Origin of the sequence: Streptomyces odontotermitis, assembly GCF_050510915.1 — a bacterium.
In the GTDB taxonomy this organism is placed as follows: Bacteria; Actinomycetota; Actinomycetes; order Streptomycetales; family Streptomycetaceae; genus Streptomyces.
On record NZ_JBNJLS010000014.1, the window covers coordinates 121309 to 145842 of the forward strand.

Consider the following 24534-nt stretch of genomic DNA (forward strand, 5'->3'; position numbering starts at 1 on the left):
CCTGACTCTCCTAGACGAGAACGGGCTGGCTCAGGAGCTGAGTTCGTTGTCGATGAGGGTGAACAGCTCGTCCACCGAGGCTGATTCGAGCGCTTCGGCGGCGTCCTCGTCGGCGGTGGGAACCCCGGTCGCGGCGCCCGGCGCGAGGCGGCCGAGCAGAGCGCGCAGCCGGTCGGCCGCGTCCGCCGCCCAGGCGTCGCCCAGGCCGTCGGAGCCGTCCGGGCCCTCCGGCAGCAGCCCCTCCAGTTGGTCGAGGGCGGTGAGGAAGACCTCGTGCGCGTCGGGCTCCGCCGGGCGCAGCCGGTCCCGCAGGAACGCGGTGAGGGACGTGGGCGTCGGATAGTCGAAGACCAGGGTGGGCGAGAGCCGCAGACCGGTGGCCGCGCTGAGCCGGTTGCGCAGGTCCACCGCGGTCAGCGAGTCGAACCCGAGCCCCTCGAAGGCGCCTTCGGGGGCGATGTCGTCGGGGTCGCTGCGGCCCAGGACGGCCGCCACGTCACTGCGTACGAGGGAGAGCAGCAGCTTGTCCTGCTCCCGCTCGGTCAGCTCCGCGAGCTGCTCGGGCAGCCCGGCCGCCGCCGGGGTGTCGGGCACCGCGGAGCGCGCCACGCGGCGGCCCCCGGCCCCGGCCAGTTCGCTCAGCGGGGCGGGCAGGCGGGCCTGGGACCGCACGGCGGCGAGGTCCACGGGCAGGGCGACGAGCGCGGCCCGCGCGTCGCCGGTCATCCGGTCGAACAGGGACCGCCCCTCGGCGTTGCTGAGCGGTGTGAAGCCGCCCAGGGCAAGGCGGTTGAGGTCCTTCTCGTCCAGGCGGGCGTTCATCCCGCCCCGCTCCCACACGCCCCAGGCGAGCGACGTCGCGGGCAGGCCCTGTGCGCGGCGGTGCGCGGCCAGGGCGTCCAGGAAGACGTTGGCGGCCGCGTAGTTGGCCTGGCCCGGCGCGCCGAGGACGCCGACCGCGGAGGAGAACAGGACGAACGCCGTCAGGCCGAGGTCGCGGGTCAGCTCGTGCAGGTGCCACGCCCCGTCCGCCTTCGGCCGCAGCACCGCGTCGATCTGCTCGGCGCCCAGGGCGCGGGCCAGGCCGTTGTCGAGGACGCCCGCCGTGTGCACGACGGCCGTCAGCGGGTGCTCGGCGGGGATCGCGGCGAGCACCGCGGCCAGCGCCGCGCGGTCGGCGACGTCGCAGGCGGCGAAGGTCACCTCGGCGCCCAGCTCGGCCAGCTCGGCCGCCAACTTCTCGGCGCCTTCGGCCCGTTCACCGCTGCGGGAGAGCAGCAGCAGCCGCGCGGCGCCGTGCTCGGCGGCCAGGTGGCGGGCGAACTCGGCGCCGAGGGTGCCCGTGCCGCCGGTGATCAGGACGGTGCCGCCGCCCCACTCGGGCGCCGGGCCCGCCGCGCCCGTGACCCGCTGCAGGCGCGGCACGAGCACGGCGCCGTCGCGGACCGCGACCTGCGGCTCGCCGCTGGTGGCCACGGAGCACAGGTAGGCGCGGGCCTCGGCGGGCGCGGTGTCCGCGGCGGCGTCGGCGAGGATGATCCGGTCGGGGTTCTCCGACTGCACGGACCGCAGCAGCCCCCAGACGGCCGCGCCCGCGAGGTCGTTGACGTCTTCTCCGGTGCGCGTCGCGACGGCGCCGGAGGTCACCACGACCAGCGGCGTGTCCGCGAGCCGGTCGTCGTCGAGCCAGCCGCGCACGGCGTCCAGGGCCCGGCCGACGGCGGTGCGCACCGCCGTGTCCGGGGCGCCGGGCGTGGCGGGCCAGGGCAGCAGCGCGGCGTCGACGGGGGTGCCCGCGGCGATGGCTTCGGCGAGGGCGGCGGCGTCCGGGTAGTGGTCCTCGCCCGGTGCCGCGTCGAGGACGGCCCACTGCGGGTGGCCGCATCGCTCGGGCAGCGAGGCGGGCACCCAGGCCAGCTCGAACAGCGCGTCCTGCCCGGCGGACTCACCGGCGGCGAACCGCTCGACGGGCACATCCCGGAACGTCACCGCGTCGGCGGTCGCCACCAGTCCGCCCGACACGTCGGTCACGCGCAGGGCCACGGTGTCCTGGGCTCCGTCCGTGGTCTGGGCCCGGACGGCCGTGGCGCCCGTGGCGTGCAGCCGGATCCCCGACCAGCGCGCCGACATCCGTACGGCGGCGTCCCCCGGCTCCGCGGTGAAGCCGGGCAGGGCTGCGTCGAGCAGCACCGGGTGCAGCCCGAACTGGCCTGCCTCCGCGTGCAGTTCGGCGGGCAGCCGCACCTCCACGGTGCCGGCGCCGCCGCCGGGGTGCTCGGCCACGGGAACGCCGGAGCGCTCGACGAGGTAGTGGCCCTCGGCGTGCGCGGTCCACGCCGCCTCCGGCTCGTCGGCCCGCGCCGACAGGGTCAGCCGGCGCCGCCCGTCCGCGTCCGGCTCCTCGGTGCGCAACTGCAGCTGTACGCCGCCCTCTTCGGGCAGCACCAGCGGCGTGTGGACGTCCAGCTCCTCCACCGTGGAGTGGCCGAGCAGGTCCCCGGCGCGCACGGCGAGCTCCACCACGGCGGCCGGGGGCAGCACGGCCCGGCTAAGGACCCGGTGGCCGTCGAGCCAGGGGTGGCTGCGCAGCGAGATCCGGCTGGTGAACACCGTCTGCCCGGTCCCGGCCACGGGGATGGGGAAGCCGAGCAGCGGGTGGCTGTCCGCGCCCCGGCCCACGGCGCCCCAGGGCGCGGGCAGGGCGTTCAGCCAGTAGCGCTGGTGCTGGAAGGCGTAGGTGGGCAGGGGCGTGTGCCGGGCGCCGGTCGGGGCGTAGAAGGCGTGCCAGTCGACGGGCGTGCCGTGGGTGTGCACGGCGGCGAGCGCCGTGGTGGCGGCCGCCGGTTCGGGCCGGTCGCGACGGAGCAGCGCCTCCGCGCACGCCATGGTCGCGGCGGCCGGGGCGGTGAGCACCGGGTCCGGGCCCAGCTCCAGGGTGGTGGTGACGCCTTCGGCGGCCAGGGTGTCCAGGGCGTCGGCGAAGCGCACGGCGTGGCGCAGCTGGCGCACCCAGTAGTCGGCGGTGACCAGGTCGTCCCCGGTGGCGACGGCGCCGGTGAGCGTGGACACGACGGGGATCCGCGGCGCCCGGTACGTCAGTTGCGACGCCAGCCGTCCGAACTCGTCCAGCATCGGCTCCATGTGCGGGGAGTGGAAGGCGTGGCTGACGGTGAGGTGCCGGGTCTTGTGGCCCCGCTCGCCGAGCTCGGCGGCGACCGCGTGCACGGCGTGCTGGTCGCCGGAGATCACCACGGCCCGGGGCGCGTTGACCGCGGCGATCGCCATCTGGTCCGCGCGCCCTTCGAGCAGCGGCTCCACCTCGTCCGGCGTGGCCTGTACGGCGGTCATGGCGCCGCCCGGCGGCAGGGCCTGCATGAGCCGGGCCCGCGCCGTGACGAGGGTGGCCGCGTCGGCGAGCGAGAGCACCCCGGCGACGTGGGCGGCGGCGAGTTCGCCGATGGAGTGCCCGGCCAGGAAGTCGGGCCGCACCCCCCAGGACTCCATGAGCCGGAACAGCGCCACCTCGACCGCGAACAGGGCGGGCTGGGTGAAGCCGGTGACGTCCAGGCCGTCCCCGTCGGCGATGACGTCGCGCACCGGGCGCTCCAGGTGCGCGTCGAGCGCGGCCGCCACGGTGTCGAAGGCGGCGGCGAAGGCCGGGAACGCCTCGTACAACTCCCGCCCCATGCCGACACGTTGGGCGCCCTGGCCGGTGAAGAGGAACGCGGTGCGCCCCGTCGTGCGGGTGCCGCGCACCAGGCCGGGGTGGGCGGTGTCCCGGGACAGGGCGCGCAGCCCGGCGAGCAGGTCGGCGCGGCTGGTGGCGGTGACGGCGGCCCGGTGGTCGAGGGCGGCGCGGCCGGTGGCGAGCGAGAACCCCACGTCGAGGCAGGGGAGTTCGCCCTCGGCCGTGGCCTCCACGTGGTCGTACAGCCGCTGTGCCTGGTCACGCAGCGCGCCCGCGGTCTTGCCGGAGACCAGCCACGGCACGGGGCCGAGCCGCACGGCGGGACCGGACTCCGCGCCCCCGGCGGCCGGTTGCTCCTCGTCGGCGGGCTCCGCCTCGGCGGGCAGGTCCTCCTCGACGATCACGTGCGCGTTGGTGCCGCCGAAGCCGAACGAGGAGACGCCCGCGCGCCGCGGCCGCCCCGCCTCCACGGTCCACGGCCGCGCCTCGGTGAGCAGCTCGACCTCGCCCGACTCCCAGTCCACGATCGGCGACGGCTCGTCGGCGTACAGCGTCTGAGGCAGCGTGCCGTGGTGCATGGCCTGCACCATCTTGATGATCCCGCCGACCCCGGCGGCGGCCTGCGCGTGCGCGATGTTGGACTTCAACGAGCCGAGGTACAGGGGGCGTTCGGCGGGGCGCTCCTGCCCATACGTGGCGAGGAGTGCCTGGGCTTCGATGGGGTCGCCGAGGCGGGTGCCGGTGCCGTGGGCCTCGACGGCGTCGATGTCGGCGGGGGTGAGGCGGGCGTCGGCGAGAGCCTGGCGGATCACCCGCTCCTGTGCCGGGCCGTTCGGTGCGGTCAGGCCGTTGGAGGCCCCGTCCTGGTTGACCGCCGACCCTCGTATGACGGCGAGCACGGGGTGGTTGTTGCGGCGCGCGTCGGAGAGCTTCTCCACGAGCAGCAGGCCCACGCCCTCCGCCCAGCCCGTGCCGTCGGCGTCGGCGGAGAACGACTTGCTGCGCCCGTCCGCGGCGAGCCCGCGCAGCCGGGAGAACTCGACGAACGCCACCGGCGTCGACATCACCGTCGCACCGCCCGCGAGGGCGAGGTCGCACTCGCCGCGGCGCAGCGCGTTCGCCGCCAGGTGCAGCGCCACCAGCGACGACGAGCAGGCGGTGTCCACCGACACGGCCGGGCCCTCCAGGCCGAAGGTGTACGAGAGGCGCCCGGCCGCGATGGAGCCCGCGCTGCCGCTGAACAGATAGCCCTCGAAGCCGTCCGGCGGCAGATGCGGGCGCGAACCGTAGTCGCTGTACATGACCCCGGTGAACACCCCGGTGCGGCTGCCCTTGACGGCGGGCGGGCTGATGCCCGCCCGCTCGAAGGTCTCCCAGGCGGTCTCCAGGAGCAGCCGCTGCTGCGGGTCGGCGGCGAGCGCCTCGCGCGGCGACATGCCGAACAGCTCCGGGTCGAACTGGTCGGCCTCGTACAGGAACCCGCCCTGGTCGGCGTAGGACGTCCCGGCCGTGTCGGTGTCCGGGTCCGGGTCGTGCAGCCGCTCCAGGTCCCAGCCCCGGTTGCCGGGGAAGGCCGACACGGCGTCCCGGCCCTCGGCCACCAGCCGCCACAGGTCCTCGGGAGAGCTGACGCCGCCGGGATAGCGGCAGGCCATGGCCACGACGGCGATCGGTTCGTGCGCCTGGTCCTCGGCCTCGCGCAGCCGTCGCTTGGCGTCGCGTGCGTCGGCGACGGCCTTCTTCAGGTAGTCGCGGAGTTGCGCTTCGTCAGCCACGTGAATTCAGCTCCCGGGGATCGGAGTGGAGGTGAGTACGGGGATAGGGGGCCGGGGGGCCTGCGGATATGGAGTGCGGGGGTACGGGGCTCACTCGTCGTCCAGGAGGGCGAACAGTTCCTCGTCGCTGGCCGTGTCCAGGTCCACGTCCGCGGCGTCGGGCTCCGGACGCGCACCGCCGGCCTGCGGGGCCGTGCCGCCCGTCTCGGCGGCGGCGAGGAGGTCCCGCAGCCGGGCGGCGATCAGCTCGCGGGCCGCCGCGTCCGTGGTGGCGCCGATGGCGTCCTCCAGGCCCGTCAGGGAGGCGAGGACCGGATCGTCCGCGTCGCCGGGGCCCTGCTCCAGGGGCAGTTCACCCAGCACGTACGCGGCCAGGTCCTTCGGCGACGGGTGGTCGAAGACCAGCGTGGTGGGCAGCCGCAGTCCGGTCGCCCGGTTGAGCTGGTTGCGCAGCTCCACGGCGGTGAGCGAGTCGAAGCCCAACTCCTGGAAGGCGCGGTCGGGTTCGATGCCGCCCGCGTCGCCGTGCCCGAGCACGGCCGCCACCTGGGAGCGCACCAGGTCGGTGAGGGCCCGCTCCCGCTCGGCCGGGCCCAGGGCGGCGAGCCGCTGCGCCAGCGGCGCCTCACCCGCGTCGCCCGTGGCTCCGCCCCCGGCCGCAGCCGTCGCGGTCCGCCGCCTGACCGCCGCGGCGGGCGCCAAGGACCGCAGCACGGGCGGCAGTTGACCGCCCCGAGCCCGCAGCGCGGCCCCGTCGAGCCGGGTGACCGCGAGGACGGCCTCGCCGGTCGTGGGCGCCGCGTCGAAGAGGCCGAGCGCGTCCCGGGTGTCCAGCGGCACCAGGCCCAGCTGGGCCAGTCGGCGCAGATCGGTCTCGTCGAGCGACCCGGAGATCTCGGACGACTCGCTCCACAGCCCCCAGGCGAGGGACGTGCCGGGCAGCCCGTGGGCGCGGCGGTGGGCGGCGAGCGCGTCCAGGAAGGCGTTGCCTGCCGCGTAGTTGGCCTGACCGGCGGTGCCGACGATCCCGGCGATCGACGAGTACAGGACGAACGCCGACAGCTCCCGGTCCCGCGTCAGCTCGTGCAGCAGCCAGGCCGCGTCCACCTTGGGCCGCAGCACCCGCTCCAGCTGTTCGGGCGTGAGCGCGGCCACCGTGGTGTCGGCGAGGACGCCCGCGGTGTGCACGACCGCCGTCAGCGGGTGCTCGGCGGGGATCGCGTCGAGCACCCCGGCGAGGGACTCCCGGTCCGTCACGTCGCAGGCCACGACGTCCACCTGGGCGCCGAGCCCGGCCAGCTCGCGGCGCAGCCCGTCGGCGCCGGGCGCCTGCGGGCCCCGGCGGCTGAGCAGCAGCAGCCGCCGGGCGCCGTGCTCGCTCACCAGGTGCCGGGCCAGGACCGCACCGAGGGTGCCGGTGGCGCCGGTCACCAGGACGGTGCCGCCGTCCCAGCGGGGCGCTTCGGAGGCGTTCGCCACGTGGCCGTCCTGAGCGGAGGCCGCGCCGGCCGGTGCCGAGGCGTCGGTGCGGGTGTCGGTGCGGGTGTCGGCCGCCGGGCCGGTGCTGCCGTCCCTGGCCTCCGCCCGGACCAGCCTCGGCACCCGCAACTCGCTGCCCCGTACGGCCACTTGGGCCTCCTGCGCGGTCTGCGCGGCCGCGAGCGACCCGGTGGCGGAACCGGCGTCGGCCACCGGGTCCAGGTCCACCAGCGCGATCCGGCCCGGGTTCTCCGCCTGCGCGGACCGCACGAGGCCCCACACCGCCGCGCGCGCCAGGTCCGGCACGTCCTCGGCGCCCACGGCCACCGCGCCCCGGGTGACGACCATCAGGCGCGCCCCGGCGAGACGTTCGTCGGCCAGCCAGGACCGCACCGTCTCCAGGACGTCCCGCACCGCGCCGTGCGCCCGTTCGGGCAGCGTCCCGGTCTCCGGTCCGGCCGCGTCGGCGGGCAGCAGCACCACCGGCGGCAGCGCACCCCCGGCGGCCACGTCGGCGCCCAGGGCGGCGACATCGGCGTACGACCGCGTCGCGCCCCACTCGGGGCGCGCGGCGGCGCCGAGCACCGCCCAGCCGTCGGGCTCCTTCGCGTCCCCGGCGTCCCCGGCGTTCCCGGCGGGCAGGGCCGGCCAGTCCAGTCGGAGCAGGCCGTCCCGCGTACCGGCGGCCGCCGTGCGCAGCGCCCGCTCCGACAGCGGGCGCAGCAGCAGCGACTCGACGGACGCGACCGGCACGCCGCTCGTGTCGGTGACGGTCAGCGCGGCCTCCAGGGCGTCGCCGCCCGACGGGGCGAGAGCAAGCCGCACGCGCAGGGCCGTGGCCCCGGTCGCGTACAGGCTGACGCCCTGCCAGCTCAGCGGCAGCCACGGAGTGCCGTCGTCCTCGGCGACGCCCGGGAGGAGGGTGTGCAGCGCGGCGTCGAAGAGCGCCGGGTGCAGGCCGAACTCGCCTGCGGAAGTACGGAGTTCGGCGTCGAGCGCCACCTCCGCGTACAGCTCCCGCTCGCCCTGTGTGCCCTGTGTGCCCTGTGCGCCCTTCCACACCCGCCGCAGATTCCGGAACGCGGGCCCGTAGCCGTAACCGAGCGCGGCGAGCCGCTCGTAGGCGCCGTCGAGGTCCACCTCGACCGCGCCGGGCGGCGGCCAGGACGCCAGGGAGGCGCCCGCGGCGGCATCGTCGGCGTCCTCGGTGAGGAGGCCCCCGGCGTGCGCCGTCCACGGCTCCTCCGCTCCGGCGCCGTCCGGACGCGCGTACACCGTCACCGGCCGCCCGCCCGCGCCGTCCGGCTCGCCCACGACGAGCTGCAGCCGCACCGCCCCGTCCGCGGGCAGCACCAGCGGCGCCGACACCGTCAGGTCCGCCACGCGCCCGCAGCCCACCTGCTCGCCCGCGCTCAGCACGATGTCGAGCAGGCCCGTGGCGGGCAGCAGCACCAGTCCGTGCACGGCGTGGTCGGTGAGCCAGCCGTGGCCGCGCCGCGAGATCCGGCCGGTCAGCACGTACGCGTCCCGGTCCGCGAGCCGCACCGCGGCGCCCAGCAGCGGATGTCCGGCGCCGGTCAGGCCGAGGCCCGCCGCGTCGCCGCCGCCCGCCGCGCCGTCCAGCCAGTGACGCCGGTGCTGGAAGGCGTAGTGGGGCAGCTCCACGCGGCGCCCGCCGGGCAGCAGCGTCGACCAGTCGGCGTCCGGAGAGCGCAGCAGGGTGGCCGTGACGGCCGCCGTGACCGACTCCGTCTCGTCCCGCCCGGCCCGCAGCACCGGCACGAGCAGCCCCGCGTCGGCGGTCAGGCAGTCCTGCGCCATCGCCGTGAGCACCCCGTCGGGGCCCAGCTCCACGTACTCGGTGACGCCCTGCTCCTCCAGGTAGCGCACCCCGTCGTGGAAGCGCACGGCCTCACGGATGTGCCGCGCCCAGTAGTCGGGCGAGGCCAGCTGGTCGGTGGTGGCGAGCGTGCCGGTCACGTTGGACACGACCGGGATGCGCGGCTGCCGGTAGTCGAGGCCCGCCGCCATCGTCCGGAACTCGTCGAGGACCTCCTCCATGTACGGGGAGTGGAAGGCGTGGCTGACCGGGAGGCGCTTCGTGCGCCGGCCCAGGGTGCGCCAGTGCGCGGCGACCTCGTCGACGAGCGCCGCGTCGCCGGAGACCACGGTGGCCCGCGGCCCGTTGACCCCGGCGATCGCGATGCCGCGCGGGTCGTACGGCGCGAGCTGCGCGCGCACCTCGTCCTCGGCGGCCTGCAGCGCGGCCATCGCCCCGCCCTCGCGGGCCGCCTGCATCAGCCGGCCGCGCTCGGCGACCAGCGTGCACGCGTCCTCCAGGGACAGCACCCCGGCCGCGTGCGCGGCGGTGACCTCGCCGATGGAGTGGCCGAGCAGGAAGTCCGGCCGCAGCCCGTGGTGGGTGACCAGGCGGAACAGGGCGGTCTCCACCGCGAACAGGGCGGCCTGGGTGAACACCGTCTGGTCGATCAGGGCGGCGTCGGCGGAGTCGGGCCGGGCGAACAGGATGCTCTTGAGCGGATACGGCAGCTCCATGTCGAGGTGCTCGCACACCTCGTCCAGGGCCTGCGCGAAGACCGGCGACGCCTCGTACAACTGCCGTCCCATGCCCAGGCGTTGGGAGCCCTGCCCGGTGAACAGGAACGCCGTCCGGCCGCGCCGCCCGGTGCCCGCCCGCACCACGGCGGGCGACTGCTCCCCGGCGGCGAGGGCCGCGAGCCCGGCGAGCAGCTCCGCGGGGTCGGAGCCGACGACGGCGGCGCGCCGCTCCAGGCGGGCCCGCGTCGTGGCCAGGGAGTGGCCGACGTCGAGCGGGTCCGGCCCGTCCGGCCCGTCCGGGCCGTCGTGGGCCGCGAGCGCGCCCTGCTCGGTGAGTGCGTCGTGCTCGGTGAGGGCGTCGTGCAGCCGCTGGGCCTGCGCCTGAAGTGCGGCGTCGGTGCGCGCGGACACGATCCACGGCACGGTCCGCCGCTCGGCCCGCCGCTCGGCCCGCTGCCCGGCGGAGTCACCGTGCCCGGCGCCCGACTCCCGTACCGCGGCGGCCGGTTCGTCGGCCGGCCGCTCCAGGATGACGTGCGCGTTGGTGCCGCTGATGCCGAACGACGACACGCCCGCGCGTGCCGGGCGCCCCGTCTCGGGCCACGGCCGCTCCTCGGTGAGCAGCTCGATGTCGCCCGCGTCCCAGTCGACGTGCGGCGACGGCTCCTCGGCGTGCAGCGTGCGCGGCAGGACGCCGTGGTGCATCGCCTCGATCATCTTGATGATCCCGCCGACGCCCGCGGCGGCCTGCGCGTGCCCGATGTTGGACTTCAACGAGCCCAGGTACAGCGGCCGTTCGGCCTCCCGGCCCTGCCCGTACGTCTCCAGGAGGGCCTGTGCCTCGATGGGGTCGCCGAGGCTCGTGCCGGTGCCGTGCGCCTCGACCGCGTCCACCTCGTCGGCGGCGAGCCCGGCGGCGGCCAGTGCCTCGCGGATGACGCGCACCTGCGCCGGGCCGTTGGGCGCGGTCAGGCCGTTGGAGGCGCCGTCCTGGTTGACGGCGGTGCCGCGCACCACGGCGAGTACCCGGTGCCCGTTGCGGCGCGCGTCGGAGAGCCGCTCCACCAGGAGCAGCCCCACGCCCTCGGCCCAGCCGGTGCCCGAGGCGTCGGCGGAGAAGGAGCGGCAGCGCCCGTCCGTGGACAGGCCGCGCTGGCGCGAGAACTCCACGAAGGTGCTCGGCCCGGACATCACCGTCACCCCGCCCGCCAGGGCCAGGTCGCACTCGCCCTGCCGCAGCGCGTTCGCCGCCAGGTGCAGCGCCACGAGCGACGAGGAGCAGGCGGTGTCGACGGTGAGCGCGGGCCCTTCCAGGCCGTACGTGTAGGCCAGGCGCCCCGAGACCACGCTGGAGAGGTTCCCGGCGAGCAGGAACCCCTCGAACTCCTCGGGGGCTGCGGCCAGTCGGGAGGCGTAGTCGTCGTACATGGCCCCGGCGAACACCCCGGTGCGCGAGCCGCGCACCGCGGCCGGGTCGAGGCCCGCGCTCTCGAAGGTCTCCCACGCGGTTTCCAGGAGCAGCCGCTGCTGCGGGTCGGTCGCGGTCGCCTCGCGCGGCGACATCCCGAAGAACTCCGGGTCGAACAGGTCGGCTTCGTGCAGGAACCCGCCGTGCCGGGTGTACGAGGTGCCGGTGTGCTCCGGGTCCGGGTCGTACAGGCCGTCCAGGTCCCAGCCGCGGTTGGCGGGGAACTCGCTGATGGCGTCGGTGCCGTCGGCGACGAGCCGCCACAGGTCGCGCGGGGAGCGCACCCCGCCGGGGAACCGGCAGGCCATGCCGACGATCGCGATCGGCTCGTCCAGCGTCCGCCGCCGTACCGCACCGGCGCTCGCGGTAAGGGCCGTTGATCCGTTCGCCCCGTTCGCCCCGTCCGCTCCGGCCGCCTCGCCGACCTTGCCCAGCAGGTACGCGGCGAGGGCGTCGGGCGTCGGGTGGTCGAACACCAGCGTCGCGGGCAGCCGCAGCCCGGTGTCGGCGCCGAGCCGGTTGCGCAGCTCGACCCCGGCGAGCGAGTCGAAGCCGATGTCCTTGAAGGACCGTCCCGGCTCGACCCGGTCCGCGCCGCTGTGCCCGAGCACCCCGGCGACGACGGTGCGCACCAACTCCAGTACGGCATCGGGCCGTTCGCCCTCGGGCAGGGCCGCGATCCGCCCCGCCCAGGCCCCGCCGTCCCCGGCGGCGGCCGCGTCGGCGCGGGCGGCCCCGCGCCGGGTGCGCACCAGACCCCGCAGCGGCGCCGCGGGCGGCTGCCCGGCGGACCGCAGGCGGCCCAGGTCGAACCGGGCGGGCACGGCGAGCGCCGCGTCGCCCGCGAGGGCCGCGTCGAACAGGGCGAGGCCGGTGTCCGGGTCGAGCGGCGCGACACCCGCGCGCGTCCAGCGCGCCAGGTCCGCCGCGCCGAGCGTCCCGCCCATGCCGTGTGTGGCGTCCCACAGGCCCCAGGCCAGGGAGGTGCCGGGCAGACCGGCCGCGCGGCGGTGCGCGGCGAGCGCGTCGAGGAAGGTGTTGGCGGCCGCGTACCCGGCCTGGCCCGCCGTGCCGGTCACGCCGGACACCGACGAGAACAGCACGAACGCCCCGAGGTCCGCGTCGCGGGTCAACTCGTGCAGATGCAGGGCCGCGTCGGCCTTCGGCCGGGCCACCCGCTCCAGCTGCTCCGCGGTCAGCGACAGCACGGTCGCGTCGTCGAGGACGCCCGCCGTGTGCACCACGCCGGTCAGCGGACGCCCGGCCGGTACGCCGTCCAGGAGCGCGGCGAGCGCCTGCCGGTCACTGACGTCGCAGGCCACGACGGTCGCCTCGGCACCCGACCCGGCCAGCTCGGCGACGAGTTCGGCGGCGCCGGGCGCCTCGGGCCCGCGGCGACTGGTGAGCAGCAGGTGCCGCACCCCGTACGCCGCCACCAGGTGCCGGGCGAACAGCGCGCCGAGGCCGCCGGTCCCGCCCGTGATGAGCACGGTGCCGCCGGGCACGAAGGCGGGGTCGGCCTCCCCGGGCGTCTCGACGGGCGCACGCACCAGCCGCGGCACCCTCAACTCGTCGCCCCGCAAGGCAAGTTGCGGCTCGTCGGTGGCGAGCGCGGCGGGCAGCAGGCGCTCGGCCGCGGCACCGCCGTCGATGTCCACGAGCACGACCCGGCCGGGGTGCTCGGACTGCACGGACCGCATCAGGCCCCACACCGGGGCGGCGGCCAGACCCGGCACCGGCTCACCCGGCACGGCGGCGACGGCGCCACGGGTGACGAACGCCAGGCGCGTGCCCTCGAACCGCTCGTCGGAGAGCCAGAGTTGGGCGGCGGCCAGCGCTTGGGCGGTACCGCTGTCGACGCGTACGAGAAGGACGTCGGCGTCGGCGGCGGTGTCCGGCAGCGTCTCGCCGCCGTCCCACTCGACGACGCGCAGGCCGGAGCCGTCCGCCGCCGCCACGGCGGGCCAGTCCACATGGAACAGCGCGTCGGCGACGCCCCGCGCCCGCGGTGCGATCCGGTCCTTGGCGACGGGGCGCAGCGTCAGCGACTCGACGGCCGCGACGGGTGCCCCGGTCGCGTCGGCGAGGTCGAGGCGCACCGTGTCGGGCCCGGCCGGGGTGACGGCGACGCGCAGCGTGTCCGCTCCTGCCGCGTACAGCTCCAGGCCGCTCCACGCGAACGGCAGCCGGATCTCCTCCGGCGCGGTCGCGTCCCCCGCCGCGAGGACGACGGGGTGCAGCGCCGCGTCGAGCAGAGCCGGGTGCAGCCCGAACCCGTCGGCGGCGCCGCGCAGTTCGGCGGGCAGCGCCACCTCCGCGTACCGGACGTCCCCGTCCCGCCACAGGCCGCGCAGGCCCTGGAAGGAGGGCCCGTACTCATAGCCGAGGCCCGCGAGCCGCTCGTACGCGCCGTCCAGCGGCTCGGCGCTCGCCCCGGCGGGCGGCCACTGCGCCGCGAGGTCGATGCCCTGCCCGGCGGTGGTCGTGGTGGCGGCGGGTGCGAGGGCGCCCGAGGCGTAGCGCGTCCACGCGGCGCCGTCCTGTGCGTCGGGCCGCGCGTGCACGGTCAGGGGCCGGAGCCCGGCGGCGTCCGGCGCGGCCACCGTGACCTGCACCCGCGCCGCCTCCTGCTCCGTGAGGACCAGCGGCGCCTCCAGGGTCAGCTCCGCGAGCCGCCCCGCACCGGCCTGGTCCCCGGCGGCGACGGCCAGTTCGAGGAAGGCCGTCGCGGGCACGAGCACCGTGCCGTTGATGGCGTGGTCGGCCAGCCAGGGCTGCCCGGCGAGGGAGAGCCGTCCGGTGAAGACCTGCTCCGCCCGCTCGGCCAGGTCGACCGTGGCGGCCAGGAGCGGGTGCCCGGCCGCGTCGACGCCGAGGCCGCGGGTGTCCGTCGAGGGCTCCGGCGTGAGCCAGTAGTGCTCGCGCTGGAACGCGTACGTCGGCAGGTCCACCCGGCGCGCGCCGCTGCCGTCGTAGTACTGCCGCCAGTTGACGGCCGCTCCCGCCACGGCGGCCCGCGCGAGCCCGCCGAGCGCCTCGGCCGCCTCGTCGCGGCCGCGCCGCAGCAGCGGCACGAAGGCGGCGTCCGGCACGGTCTGCCGGCCCAGGGCGGTGAGCGGGGCGTCGGGCCCGAGTTCGATGTGGGTGGTGACGCCGAGGGCGTGCAGCGCGTGCAGGGCGTCGGCGAAGCGGACGGTGCCGGCGACGTGGCGGACCCAGTAGTCGGGGTCGGTGAGGTCGGCGGCTGGGTCTCCGGTGAGGGTGGAGACGATGGGGATGGCGGGCTCGTGGTAGGTCAGCGAGCTCGCGACGGCCCGGAACTCGTCGAGCATCGGCGCCATGAGGGGGGAGTGGAAGGCGTGCGAGACGCTGAGCCGGGTCGTCTTGCGGCCCAGCTCGTCGAAGTGGGCCTGGACGGCGAGCACGGTCGCCTCGTCGCCCGAGATCACCGTGGAGGTGGGGGAGTTGAGGGCGGCGATGGCGGTGTGCTCAATCAGGTGCGGGGTGACCTCGTCGGCGGTGGCCTCCAGGGCGGCCATGGCCCCGCCTTCGGGGAGGGCCTGCATGAGGCGGCCGCGGGCCGTGACGAGGGTGGCCGCGTCGGCGAGCGAGAGGACTCCGGCGACGTGGGCGGCGGCGAGCTCGCCGATGGAGTGGCCCGCGAGGTGGTCGGGGGTGACGCCCCAGGATTCGAGGAGCCGGAACAGCGCCACTTCGATCGCGAAGAGGGCGGGCTGGGTGTGCTCGGTGCGGTTGAGCCGGTCGGCGTCGTCGCCCCAGATGATGTCACGCAGGGTGCCGCCGTGAGAGCTGGCCCCGTCGACCGCATCGAGCGCGTCGAGCACGGTGTCGAAGGCGCGGGCGAAGGCGGGGAACGCCTCGTACAACTCCCGCCCCATGCCGAGGCGTTGGGCGCCCTGGCCGGTGAACAGGAAGGCGGTGCGGCCGTGTTCACGGGTGTCCCCGGTGATCAGACCGGGCGCCTGCCGCCCCTCGCTGAGCGCGTCGAGGGCGGCCAGGAGCTCCTCGCGGCCGCCGCCGAGAACACCGCCGCCGAGAACGACGGCGCGCTGCTCGAAGGCGGTGCGGGCGGTGGCCAGGGAGTAGCCGATGTCCGCGGGGGAGGGGGCGCGGCGGGCGCCGTCGGCGCCGGTGGTGTCGGCGTCAGCGGTGAGGAAGTCGCGCAGCCGTGCCGCCTGGGCGCGCAGCGCGTCCGCGTCCCGCCCCGACAGCGGCCACAGGGCGACCGGGCTGCCGCCTCCGTCCGTCAAGTCGCCTGCTGCGACCGGGAGTTGCTCGTCGGCCTGCTCCAGCACGACGTGCGCGTTGGTGCCGCTGATGCCGAACGACGAGACCGCCGCGCGGCGCGGCCGGTCCACCTCCGGCCACGGCCGGGACTCGGTCAGGAGCTCCACCGTGCCGCCGCTCCAGTCGACGTGCGGGGTGGCCTCGGTGACGTGCAGAGTCTTCGGCAGGACGCCGTGGCGCATGGCCTCGATCATCTTGATGACGCCGCCGATGCCCGCGGCGGCCTGCGCGTGCCCGATGTTCGACTTGAGCGAGCCGAGGTAGACGGGCGCCCGCCCCTCCCGGCCGCTGCCGTACGTCGCGATGAGCGCCTCGGCCTCGATGGGGTCGCCGAGGCGGGTGCCGGTGCCGTGGGCCTCGACGGCGTCGACGTCGGCGGGGGTGAGCCGGGCGTCGGCGAGGGCCTGGCGGATGACGCGCTGCTGCGCGGGCCCGTTGGGCGCGGTCAGGCCGTTGGACGCGCCGTCCTGGTTGACGGCGGAGCCACGGATGACGGCGAGCACGGGGTGCCCGTTGCGGCGCGCGTCCGACAGCTTCTCGATGAGCAGCAGGCCCACACCCTCCGCCCAGGAGGTGCCGTCGGCGTCGGCGGAGAACGACTTGCTGCGCCCGTTCGCGGCGAGCCCGCGCTGCCGCGAGAACTCCACGAACATGCCGGGCTGCGCCATGACGGTGGCCCCGCCCGCGAGCGCGAGGGTCGTCTCGCCGCTGCGCAGCGAGCGCATCGCCAGGTGCAGCGCCACCAGCGACGACGAGCACGCGGTGTCGACGGTCACGGCGGGCCCGAGCAGGCCGAGCTGGTAGGCGACCCGGCCGGACATGACGCTGTTCGTGGAGCCCGTCAGGACGTGCCCCTCGACGCTCGGCGGGCCCTCGTGCAGGCGCGGGCCGTAGTCGAGGGCGGTGGCGCCGACGAACACGCCCGTGCGGCTGCCGGACAGCTCCCGCGGGTCGAGCCCGCCGCGCTCCACGGCCTCCCACGCCGTCTCCAGGAGGAGTCGCTGCTGCGGGTCCATGGCGAGGGCCTCGCGCGGCGAGATCCCGAAGAACGCGGCGTCGAACCGGCCCGCGTCGTGCAGGAAGCCGCCCTCGCGCACCGAGCTCTTCCCGGACCGCTCCGGGTCCTCGTCGTAGAGGTCCTCGTCCCAGCCGCGGTCACCGGGGAAGCCCGAGACCGCGTCCCGGCCCTCGGCCACGAGCCGCCACAGCTCCTGCGGCGAGGCGACGCCGCCGGGGTAGCGGCAGGCCACCCCGACGACGGCGATCGGCTCGTCGGCGGCACCGTCCGCGAAGGACTCCGACGGCTCCAACTCCTGTTCCTCACCGGCCAGTTCAGCGGTGACGTACGCCGTGAGCGCGGCGGGTGTCGGGTGGTCGAAGAGTAGACCGCTGGGCAGCGTCCGGCCGAGCGCGGCACCGATCCGGTCGCGCAGCTCCACCGACATCAGCGAGTCGAACCCGAGGTCCTTGAAGGGCAGTTGCGGGTCGACGCGCTGGTCCGGCGCGTACTCCAGGACCGCCCTGATCCCCTCGGCGACCAGGTCCCCGGCGTCCCGCGCCCGCGCCTGCTCCCGGCGGGGCGGGGCGTCCGGGGAGGGGGAGCGGGTGGGGGCGGGCGCCGCATCGGCGGCCTGCCCGCCGATCCAGTGCCGGCGGCGCTGGAAGGCGTACGTGGGCAGGGTGATCCGCCGCGCTCCGCGCACCTCGTACAGGCCCGACCAGTCCACGTCCACGCCGTGGACCAGGAGCGTGCCGAGGGCGGTGAGCAGGGTGCGCCCGCCGTCCCGGCCGCGGCGCAGCACCGCGGCGGCCACGGTGTCCGGCCCCGGTGCCGACTCGGCCACCAGCGGGGTGAGGACGGTGTCGGGGCCGAGTTCGAGGAAGTGGGTGACGCCCTCGGAGTCCAGGTGCCGGACGCCGTCGGCGAACCGCACCGCTTCGCGGACGTGGCGGACCCAGTACTCGGGGTCGGTGAGGCCGGTGGCGAGCTGCCCGGTGACGTTGGAGACGACCGGGATGCGGGGCTCGTGGTAGGTCAGTTCGCGGGCGACGGCACGGAACGCGTCGAGCATGGGTTCCATGAGCGGCGAGTGGAAGGCGTGTGAGACCTTCAGGCGCGTGGTCCTGCGGCCCAGGCCGTCGAAGTGGGCCTGGACGGCGAGGGTTTCGGTCTCGTCGCCGGAGACGACGACGGCGTGCGGGCCGTTGACGGCGGCGAGGGCGACCCCTCCCGTCAGCAGCGGCAGCACCTCGTCCTCGGTGGCCTGCAGGGCGACCATCGCCCCGCCCTCGGGCAGCTCCTGCATGAGGCGTCCGCGCGCGGCCACGAGCCGGGCGGCGTCCTCGAGGGAGAGGACGCCCGAGACATGGGCGGCGGCGAGTTCGCCGATGGAGTGCCCGGCGAGGAAGTCGGGGCGCTGCCCCATGGACTCCAGCATCCGGAACAGGGCGACCTCGACGGCGAACAGCGCGGGCTGCGTGTACTCGGTCCGGCTCAGCAGCGCGGCGTCCTCGCCCCACATCACCTCGCGCAGCCGGGCCCCGAGGCCGTCCGGAAGGGCGTCGAGTACGGCGTCGAGCGTGCCGGAGAACACCGGGCAGACCCCGTAGAACTCCCGCCCCATGCCCAGGCGTTGGGCGCCCTGACCGGTGAAGAGGAAGGCGGTGCGGCCCGCCCGCGCCGACCCGGTGACGACGCCGGGCGCGGCCTTGCCGTCGGCCAGCGCCGCGAGCCCGGCGAGCAGCTCCTCGCGGTCCTCGCCGAGCACCACCGCGCGGTCCTCGAAGACGGTGCGGGTGGTGGCCAGCGCGTAGCCGACGTCCACGGGGCGCAGCTCGGGGTGCGCGGTCAGGTGGGCGTGCAGCCGGGCGGCCTGGGCGCGCAGCGCCTCCGGACCGCGCCCGGAGAGCAGCCAGGGCAGCGGTCCGGCCGCGACCGCGCCCCCTTCCGCGTCCGGGTCCGCGGGGTCGTTGTGGGCGGCGGCCGGTGCCTCGGTCAGGACGACGTGGCAGTTGGTGCCGCCGAGCCCGAACGAGCTGACACCCGCGACGAGTTGGCGCTCGGGGTGCGGCCAGGGGCTCAGCTCGCGGGCGACCGACAGGCCGAGCCCGTCCAGGTCGATGGCCGGGTTGGGGGACGCGTAGTGCAGGCTGGCGGGGATCTCCCGGTGGCCGAGGCTCAGGAGCGCCTTGATGAGCCCGGTGATGCCCGCGGCTCCTTCCAGGTGCCCGACGTTCGTCTTGACCGAGCCGACGAGCAGCCGGTCGCCCTCCTCGCGGGAGGCGCCGAGCACGCCGCCGAGCGCACCCGCTTCAATGGGGTCGCCCACGGGGGTGCCGGTGCCGTGCAGTTCGACGTACTGCACCTGCCGGGGGTCGACCCCGGCCCGCTCGTACGCCTGCCGCAGCACCTGCTGCTGGGCCTCGCCGCTGGGCACGGTCAGGCCGGGCGTCGCGCCGTCGTTGTTGACGGCGCTGCCCCGGATGACGCCGTGGATCGGGTCGCCGTCGGCGAGCGCCCGCGACAGCGGCTTGAGGATGACGACGCCGCCGCCCTCCCCGCGTACGAAGCCGTTGGCGTCGGCGTCGAACGTGCGCGGCACCCCGTCCGGGGACAGGCCGCCGAAGCGCTCCTCGGCGACGGCGGTCTCGGTGAGCAGGTTCAGGTTGACCCCGGCGGCGATGGCCAGGGACGACTCGCCGGCGCGCAGCGACTCGCAGGCCAGGTGCACCGCGACGAGCGACGACGACTGGGCGGTGTCCACGGCCAGGCTCGGGCCGCGCAGCCCCAGGTGGTACGAGACGCGGCCCGCGATGATGCCGCGGTTGACGCCCGTCATGGTGTGCTGCGTGATGGCGTCCTGGCCGTGCCGGGCGACCAGGGACTCGTAGTCGGAGCGGAGCGTGCCGACGAACACGGAGGTGTGGGTGTCGCGCAGCGCCGACGGCAGGGTGCGCGCGTCCTCCAGGGCCTCCCAGACGAGTTCGAGGACGAGGCGCTGCTGCGGGTCCATCGCGGCCGCCTCGCGCGGCGATATCCCGAAGAACGCGGCGTCGAAGTCGGCGACGCCGTCCAGGAATCCGCCTCTGCGCACCCCGGCCCCGGCGGGGGCGCCCGCCGCTTCCCAGCGTCCTTCCGGCGCGTCCGAGAGGGCGTGTGCCCCGCGGCGCAGCAGCTCCCAGAATGCCGCCGGGTCCGGTGCCAGCGGCAGCCGGCAGGACATTCCGATGACGGCGACGGCCCTTTCGTCGGGGTCTGGATACGGACTTTTGTCCGTGCCCGTCGCGAGGCTCTCCGCAGAAGTGCCCTTACTCGTCATCACGCGCGGCTGCCCTTCTCTTGCCGAATGTCCCGTGGATTCCGGGTAATTGAATGCTCGGTAAATGGGTGCTCGGTGGTGGCTGGCCGGGTGCTCAGGAGCCGTGCGTCGCGGCCCGCTGGAATGCCCCGTCGAAGAACAGCAGCCCGTCCTGGCCGCTGCCGCGCCGGGCCTCGATCACCCGGCCGATGAAGATGGAGTGGTCGCCGAAGGTGTGCGCGGCGGACAGCTCGCACTCCAGCCAGGCCAGTGCCCCGGACAGCAGGGGCGCGCCCGTGTGCGGGCCCTCGGTCCAGTCGATCCGGGTGAACTGCTCGGGGCCCAGGGGGCGTTGCTTGTCCGCGAAGAAGCGCACCACGTCCTCCTGCGCGGCGCCCATGATGGACACGCCGAAGTGGCCGGCCGCCGTGATCGCGCCGTGCAGCACGGCGCTGTGGCCGACGCAGCACAGCACGGCCGGCGGATCGAGGGACACGGACGTGAACGCGTTCGCGGTCATGCCGTGCAGATGCTCTCCGCCCGTGGACAGGACGGTCACCCCGGTGGCGAACCGGGACATGACCTCCCGCAGTCCCGCCGGGGCCGCGGAGGCGGCACGCTCGGCTCCGACATCGGTCGATACAGAGTTCATGTCACGCCCTTCAGGTCAGCCAATACCGAGCGAACATACGGGAATTCAAGGAATGGCCCGGCACTGCCGAGTAACTGACCGATCAACCAAGGGAATCGGCAGATGTGGCGAAGCCCACACCTACTTCTGGACTCTGCCGGACCCGATTGCACTCCGCGAAATCGCAGTCATGGCCGGGTAATCGACGGCTCTCCGCACCGCTCCCGCCGAATGTACGGACAGTGGTCGGCCAGTAGGCCACGGGCGGTTCTTCCATGGCATCGTCGCTTTTCGCGGGCGCACCGTGAATTCCTGGCCGGGGTCGCCGCCGTGCGAACCGCCGTACCGACTCGTGAAGGAGCCGTCGTGCGCAAGGTGCTCATCGCCAACCGTGGCGAAATCGCTGTCCGCGTTGCCCGGGCATGCCGGGATGCGGGGATCGCGAGCGTTGCCGTCTACGCGGATCCTGACCGGGACGCGTTGCATGTCCGTGCGGCTGATGAGGCGTTCGCGCTGGGTGGTGACACTCCGGCCACCAGCTATCTGGACATCGCCAAGGTGCTGGCCGCGGCCGCCGACGCGGGCGCGGACGCGGTCCACCCCGGTTACGGATTCCTGTCGGAGAACGCGGAGTTCGCCCAGGCGGTCCTGGACGCGGGCCTGATCTGGATCGGCCCGCCCCCGCACGCCATCCGCGACCTGGGCGACAAGGTCGCCGCCCGCCATATCGCCCAGCGCGCGGGTGCCCCGCTGGTCGCGGGCACCCCCGACCCGGTGTCGGGGGCGGACGAGGTGGTGGCCTTCGCCGAGGAGCACGGCCTGCCCATTGCCATCAAGGCGGCCTTCGGCGGCGGCGGCCGCGGCCTGAAGGTCGCCCGCACCCTGGACGAGGTCCCCGAGCTGTACGAGTCGGCGGTCCGCGAGGCGGTGGCGGCCTTCGGCCGGGGCGAGTGCTTCGTGGAGCGCTATCTGGACAAGCCCCGCCACGTGGAGACCCAGTGCCTGGCCGACACCCATGGCAACGTGGTCGTCGTCTCCACCCGGGACTGCTCGCTGCAGCGCCGCCACCAGAAGCTGGTGGAGGAGGCCCCCGCCCCCTTCCTGTCCGAGGCGCAGGTCGAGCAGCTGTATGCCGCCTCCAAGGCCATCCTCAAGGAGGCCGGGTATGTGGGTGCGGGCACGGTGGAGTTCCTGGTCGGCGCGGACGGCACGATCTCGTTCCTGGAGGTCAACACGCGGCTGCAGGTGGAGCACCCGGTGACCGAGGAGGTCGCCGGGATCGACCTGGTCCGGGAGATGTTCCGCATCGCCGATGGCGAGGAACTGGGCTACGGCGACCCCGAACTGCGCGGTCACTCCTTCGAGTTCCGCATCAACGGCGAGGACCCCGGCCGCAACTTCCTGCCCGCCCCGGGCACGGTGACGCGCTTCGAGGCCCCGACGGGCCCGGGGGTGCGCCTGGACGCGGGCGTCGAATCGGGCAGCGTGATCGGCCCGGCCTGGGACTCGCTGCTGGCGAAGCTGATCGTGACCGGCCGCACCCGCAAGGAAGCCCTGGAGCGCTCGGCGCGTGCTCTGGCGGAGTTCGAGGTGGAGGGCATGGCCACGGCCATCCCGTTCCACCGCAAGGTCGTCACCGACCCGGCCTTCGCCCCCGAACTGACCGGCTCCAGCGACCCGTTCACGATCTACACCCGCTGGATCGAAACCGACTTCGCCAACGACATCCCGCCCTTCATCGCGCCCGCCGACACCGACACCGAACCGGACGACGAACCGGGCCGCGAGACCGTGGTCATCGAAGTGGGCGGCAGGCGCCTCGAGGTCTCCCTGCCCGTCTCGTTGGGCATGCAGCTGGCCCGGACCGGCCTGAGCGCCGGGGCCAGGCCCAAGCGCCGCACCCGGCGCAAGTCCGGCCCCACGGCCTCCGGCGACGCCCTCGCCTCCCCGATGCAGGGCACGATCGTGAAGGTCGCGGTCGAGGAGGGCCAGGAGGTCAAGGAAGGCGACCTCATCGTGGTCCTGGAGGCCATGAAGATGGAACAGCCCCTGAACGCGCACCGCTCGGGCACGGTCAAGGGCCTGACGGCGGAGGTGGGCGCGAGCCTCACCTCCGGCGCGGTCATCTGCGAGATCAAGGACTAGGTCGGACACGACCCAGAGCCCCTCGGTGACCCCACAATGATCGACGAGCTGATTCCGCCCGAGGCCGTCGGCGTGGAGATCTTCCACGACCTGCCCGACTTCCCGCTCTACGAGGAAGAGGCCGACGTCATCCGCGCCGCGGGCCAGTCCCGGCGCCGCGAGTTCACCACGGTCCGCTGGTGCGCCCGCCGCGCCCTGGCCCGCCTCGGCCATCCGCCCGCACCGGTCCTGCCGGGACCGCACGGCGCGCCCCGCTGGCCCGACCGGGTCCTCGGCAGCCTCACGCACTGCGCGGGCTACCGGGCCGCGGCGCTCGCGCACACCGACGACATCACGATGCTCGGCATCGACGCCGAGCCCAACGAGCCGCTTCCACAAGGGGTGTTGGAGAGCATCGCGCTCCCGTCCGAACGGCGCCTGGTCGACGAGCTCACCGCCACCGCCCCCGGCATCCACTGGGGCCGGCTCCTGTTCAGCATGAAGGAGACGGTCTACAAGAGCTGGTACCCCTTCACCGGCCAGCGCCTGGACTTCGAGGACGCCACGCTCAGCTTCAGCGCGGACAGCCCGCGCTACACGGCCCGCGTCCGCGTCCCCCGGCGCATCGCCCACTGCCCCCAGTGCCCCGGCGTCTACCGCTGCGAAGGCCGCTGGCTGTGCCGCGGCGGCCTGCTGCTCACGGCGCTGACCGTGTCCCGCACCGGCCCGGCCGGACCCGGGCAGGCCGCGCGCCCCCGGGTCATCGGCGCCTGAACCGCGCGGCACCCTCAGGCGCTGTGCTCCCCGACGAGAGGCAGCCGGGCCGCGGGCACGGTCAGCCGCCGGTAGGCGTACGCGGCGGAGACGAGCGTCATGTGGTGGTGCCAGCCGGGGAACGAGCGGCCCTCGAAGTCGAGGAGCCCGAAGTCCCGCGCCAGGGACCGCAGCGTCGTGTTCGTCCGGTGGGAGATCCGGGTCAGGGCCAGGATCTCGTCCACCCGCAGCTGCGTCAGGTTCGTGATCCACACCTGGCCGGGCACCTCCTGCGGTCCACGCCACTCCGTGAACAGGCGGTACGGCTGCCCGAGCCGGCCGGATCCGGGCAACCGGGCCACGCCGGACTGGATGCGCACATGCCGCGGCCCGTGCGGCGTCTGCACCGCCGTGATGTGCGGCTGCTGGCCGCCGACCAGATGCAGGAACCGCTGCGCGCTGAGCCCCTCCGCGGGCAGCTGCGCGCCGCCCGCCGCGGGCATCCGGGCCGCCGGCACCACCATCGTGCTGCTCGGCACCGCGATGACGAAGCCCTGCCCCGCCCTGCTGAAGGCGTCGACCATGGCGCCCGCCTCGCTCAGCTCCGTCATGTCCGCCACCACCGGCACCGGGACGTGCGAGGTGTGCGCGGCGAGCGTCTCCACCACCTCCAGGACATGCGCCCACGGCGGCCGCCGCCGGGTCTCCTCCGGGATGCGCGTGCGCTCCCGCTTCGTCGAGTCCTGGCACCACTCACCGGGCAGCAGCAGCTGCCAGTCGACGGGGATGTCGGCCCCGTCCACCGCCAGGAAACCGCCGATGCCCACCTGGCAGTTGACGGTGCGCCCGGCCTCGCGCACGAAGCGCCGGTGCACCCCCACAGACCGGTCGCCGCGCTTGGGCATCACGGCGAGGCCGATCGCCCAGGCGCGGGGCGTGGCCCGTCGCTCCACCCAGCGCATCAGCTCGTGCCGGGCGGGCTCCCAGTCCCACGGACTGGAGTTGACGAACTGCTGCAGCGACTGGAAGGCCGTGGGGGAGGCGGACACGGAGGCGGCCAGTCGCCTGACCGACTTCTTCCCTCCAGTGGTGAGCAGCCCCTGGACGTATGCCTGCGCCCAGCGCCGTTGATCGGCACGCGGCAGGTGGCCGAACAGCTCCTGCACGTACGACGACAGCGCCGTGCGGGAAGCCGGCCCTGCGTCGCGGGGTACGTCGTGCGAGGTCATCTGGGGTTCCTTCCGTGTGCCGTCCTCGTGGGGGATGCACCGACGTCCAATAGAATAACGAACGATTGCTTTGTTTTTCATCTTGGCGAGGATCATGCGTCTACTTCCGGAAGTCCCGACGATCGCGTCGAAACAGCCCCTTCTTGGGGAAGTCAGACTTGGCGCGCCACGTGCCCTGACGGACGCTGGGCCTGCCGGGACACCTGGTCCGGAGCGCCGACC

General features: G+C 75.2%; 5 protein-coding genes and 1 pseudogene. 2 read left to right on the plus strand and 4 right to left on the minus strand.

What is annotated here, in order from left to right; genetic code table 11:
* Positions 1 to 30: 30 nt before the first annotated feature.
* The 3 genes and pseudogenes from ACQB60_RS31120 to ACQB60_RS31130 all read right to left on the minus strand — a co-directional run.
* Positions 31 to 5445: pseudogene (locus tag ACQB60_RS31120) on the minus strand (type I polyketide synthase); the annotation flags it as partial.
* Positions 5446 to 5553: 108 nt separating this feature from the next.
* The gene (locus ACQB60_RS31125; RefSeq protein WP_496929501.1) at positions 5554 to 19596 is read right to left on the minus strand and encodes an SDR family NAD(P)-dependent oxidoreductase; all 14043 of its coding nucleotides are present in this window, start codon (positions 19594 to 19596) and stop codon (positions 5554 to 5556) included.
* 94 nt (positions 19597 to 19690) lie between these two features.
* Positions 19691 to 20227: a flavin reductase family protein gene (locus ACQB60_RS31130; RefSeq protein ID WP_496929433.1), complete on the minus strand. Its 537-nt coding sequence runs from the start codon at positions 20225 to 20227 to the stop codon at positions 19691 to 19693.
* Positions 20228 to 20572: 345 nt separating this feature from the next.
* Between ACQB60_RS31130 and ACQB60_RS31135 the strand changes: the two genes are divergently transcribed.
* A complete protein-coding gene (locus ACQB60_RS31135) occupies positions 20573 to 22351 on the plus strand; it encodes an acetyl/propionyl/methylcrotonyl-CoA carboxylase subunit alpha (protein WP_496929434.1) in 1779 nt (592 codons plus the stop codon).
* A 36-nt stretch (positions 22352 to 22387) separates the two neighbouring features.
* Positions 22388 to 23104 (plus strand): 4'-phosphopantetheinyl transferase family protein, encoded by a 717-nt coding sequence (locus ACQB60_RS31140; RefSeq protein WP_496929435.1) that lies wholly within the window; start codon positions 22388 to 22390, stop codon positions 23102 to 23104.
* Between the two features lie 14 nt (positions 23105 to 23118).
* Here ACQB60_RS31140 and ACQB60_RS31145 read toward each other — a convergent pair whose 3' ends face one another.
* Entirely contained in the window at positions 23119 to 24312 is a 1194-nt protein-coding gene (locus ACQB60_RS31145; RefSeq protein ID WP_496929436.1) for an IS701 family transposase, read from the minus strand.
* Between the last annotated feature and the right edge of the window lie 222 nt (positions 24313 to 24534).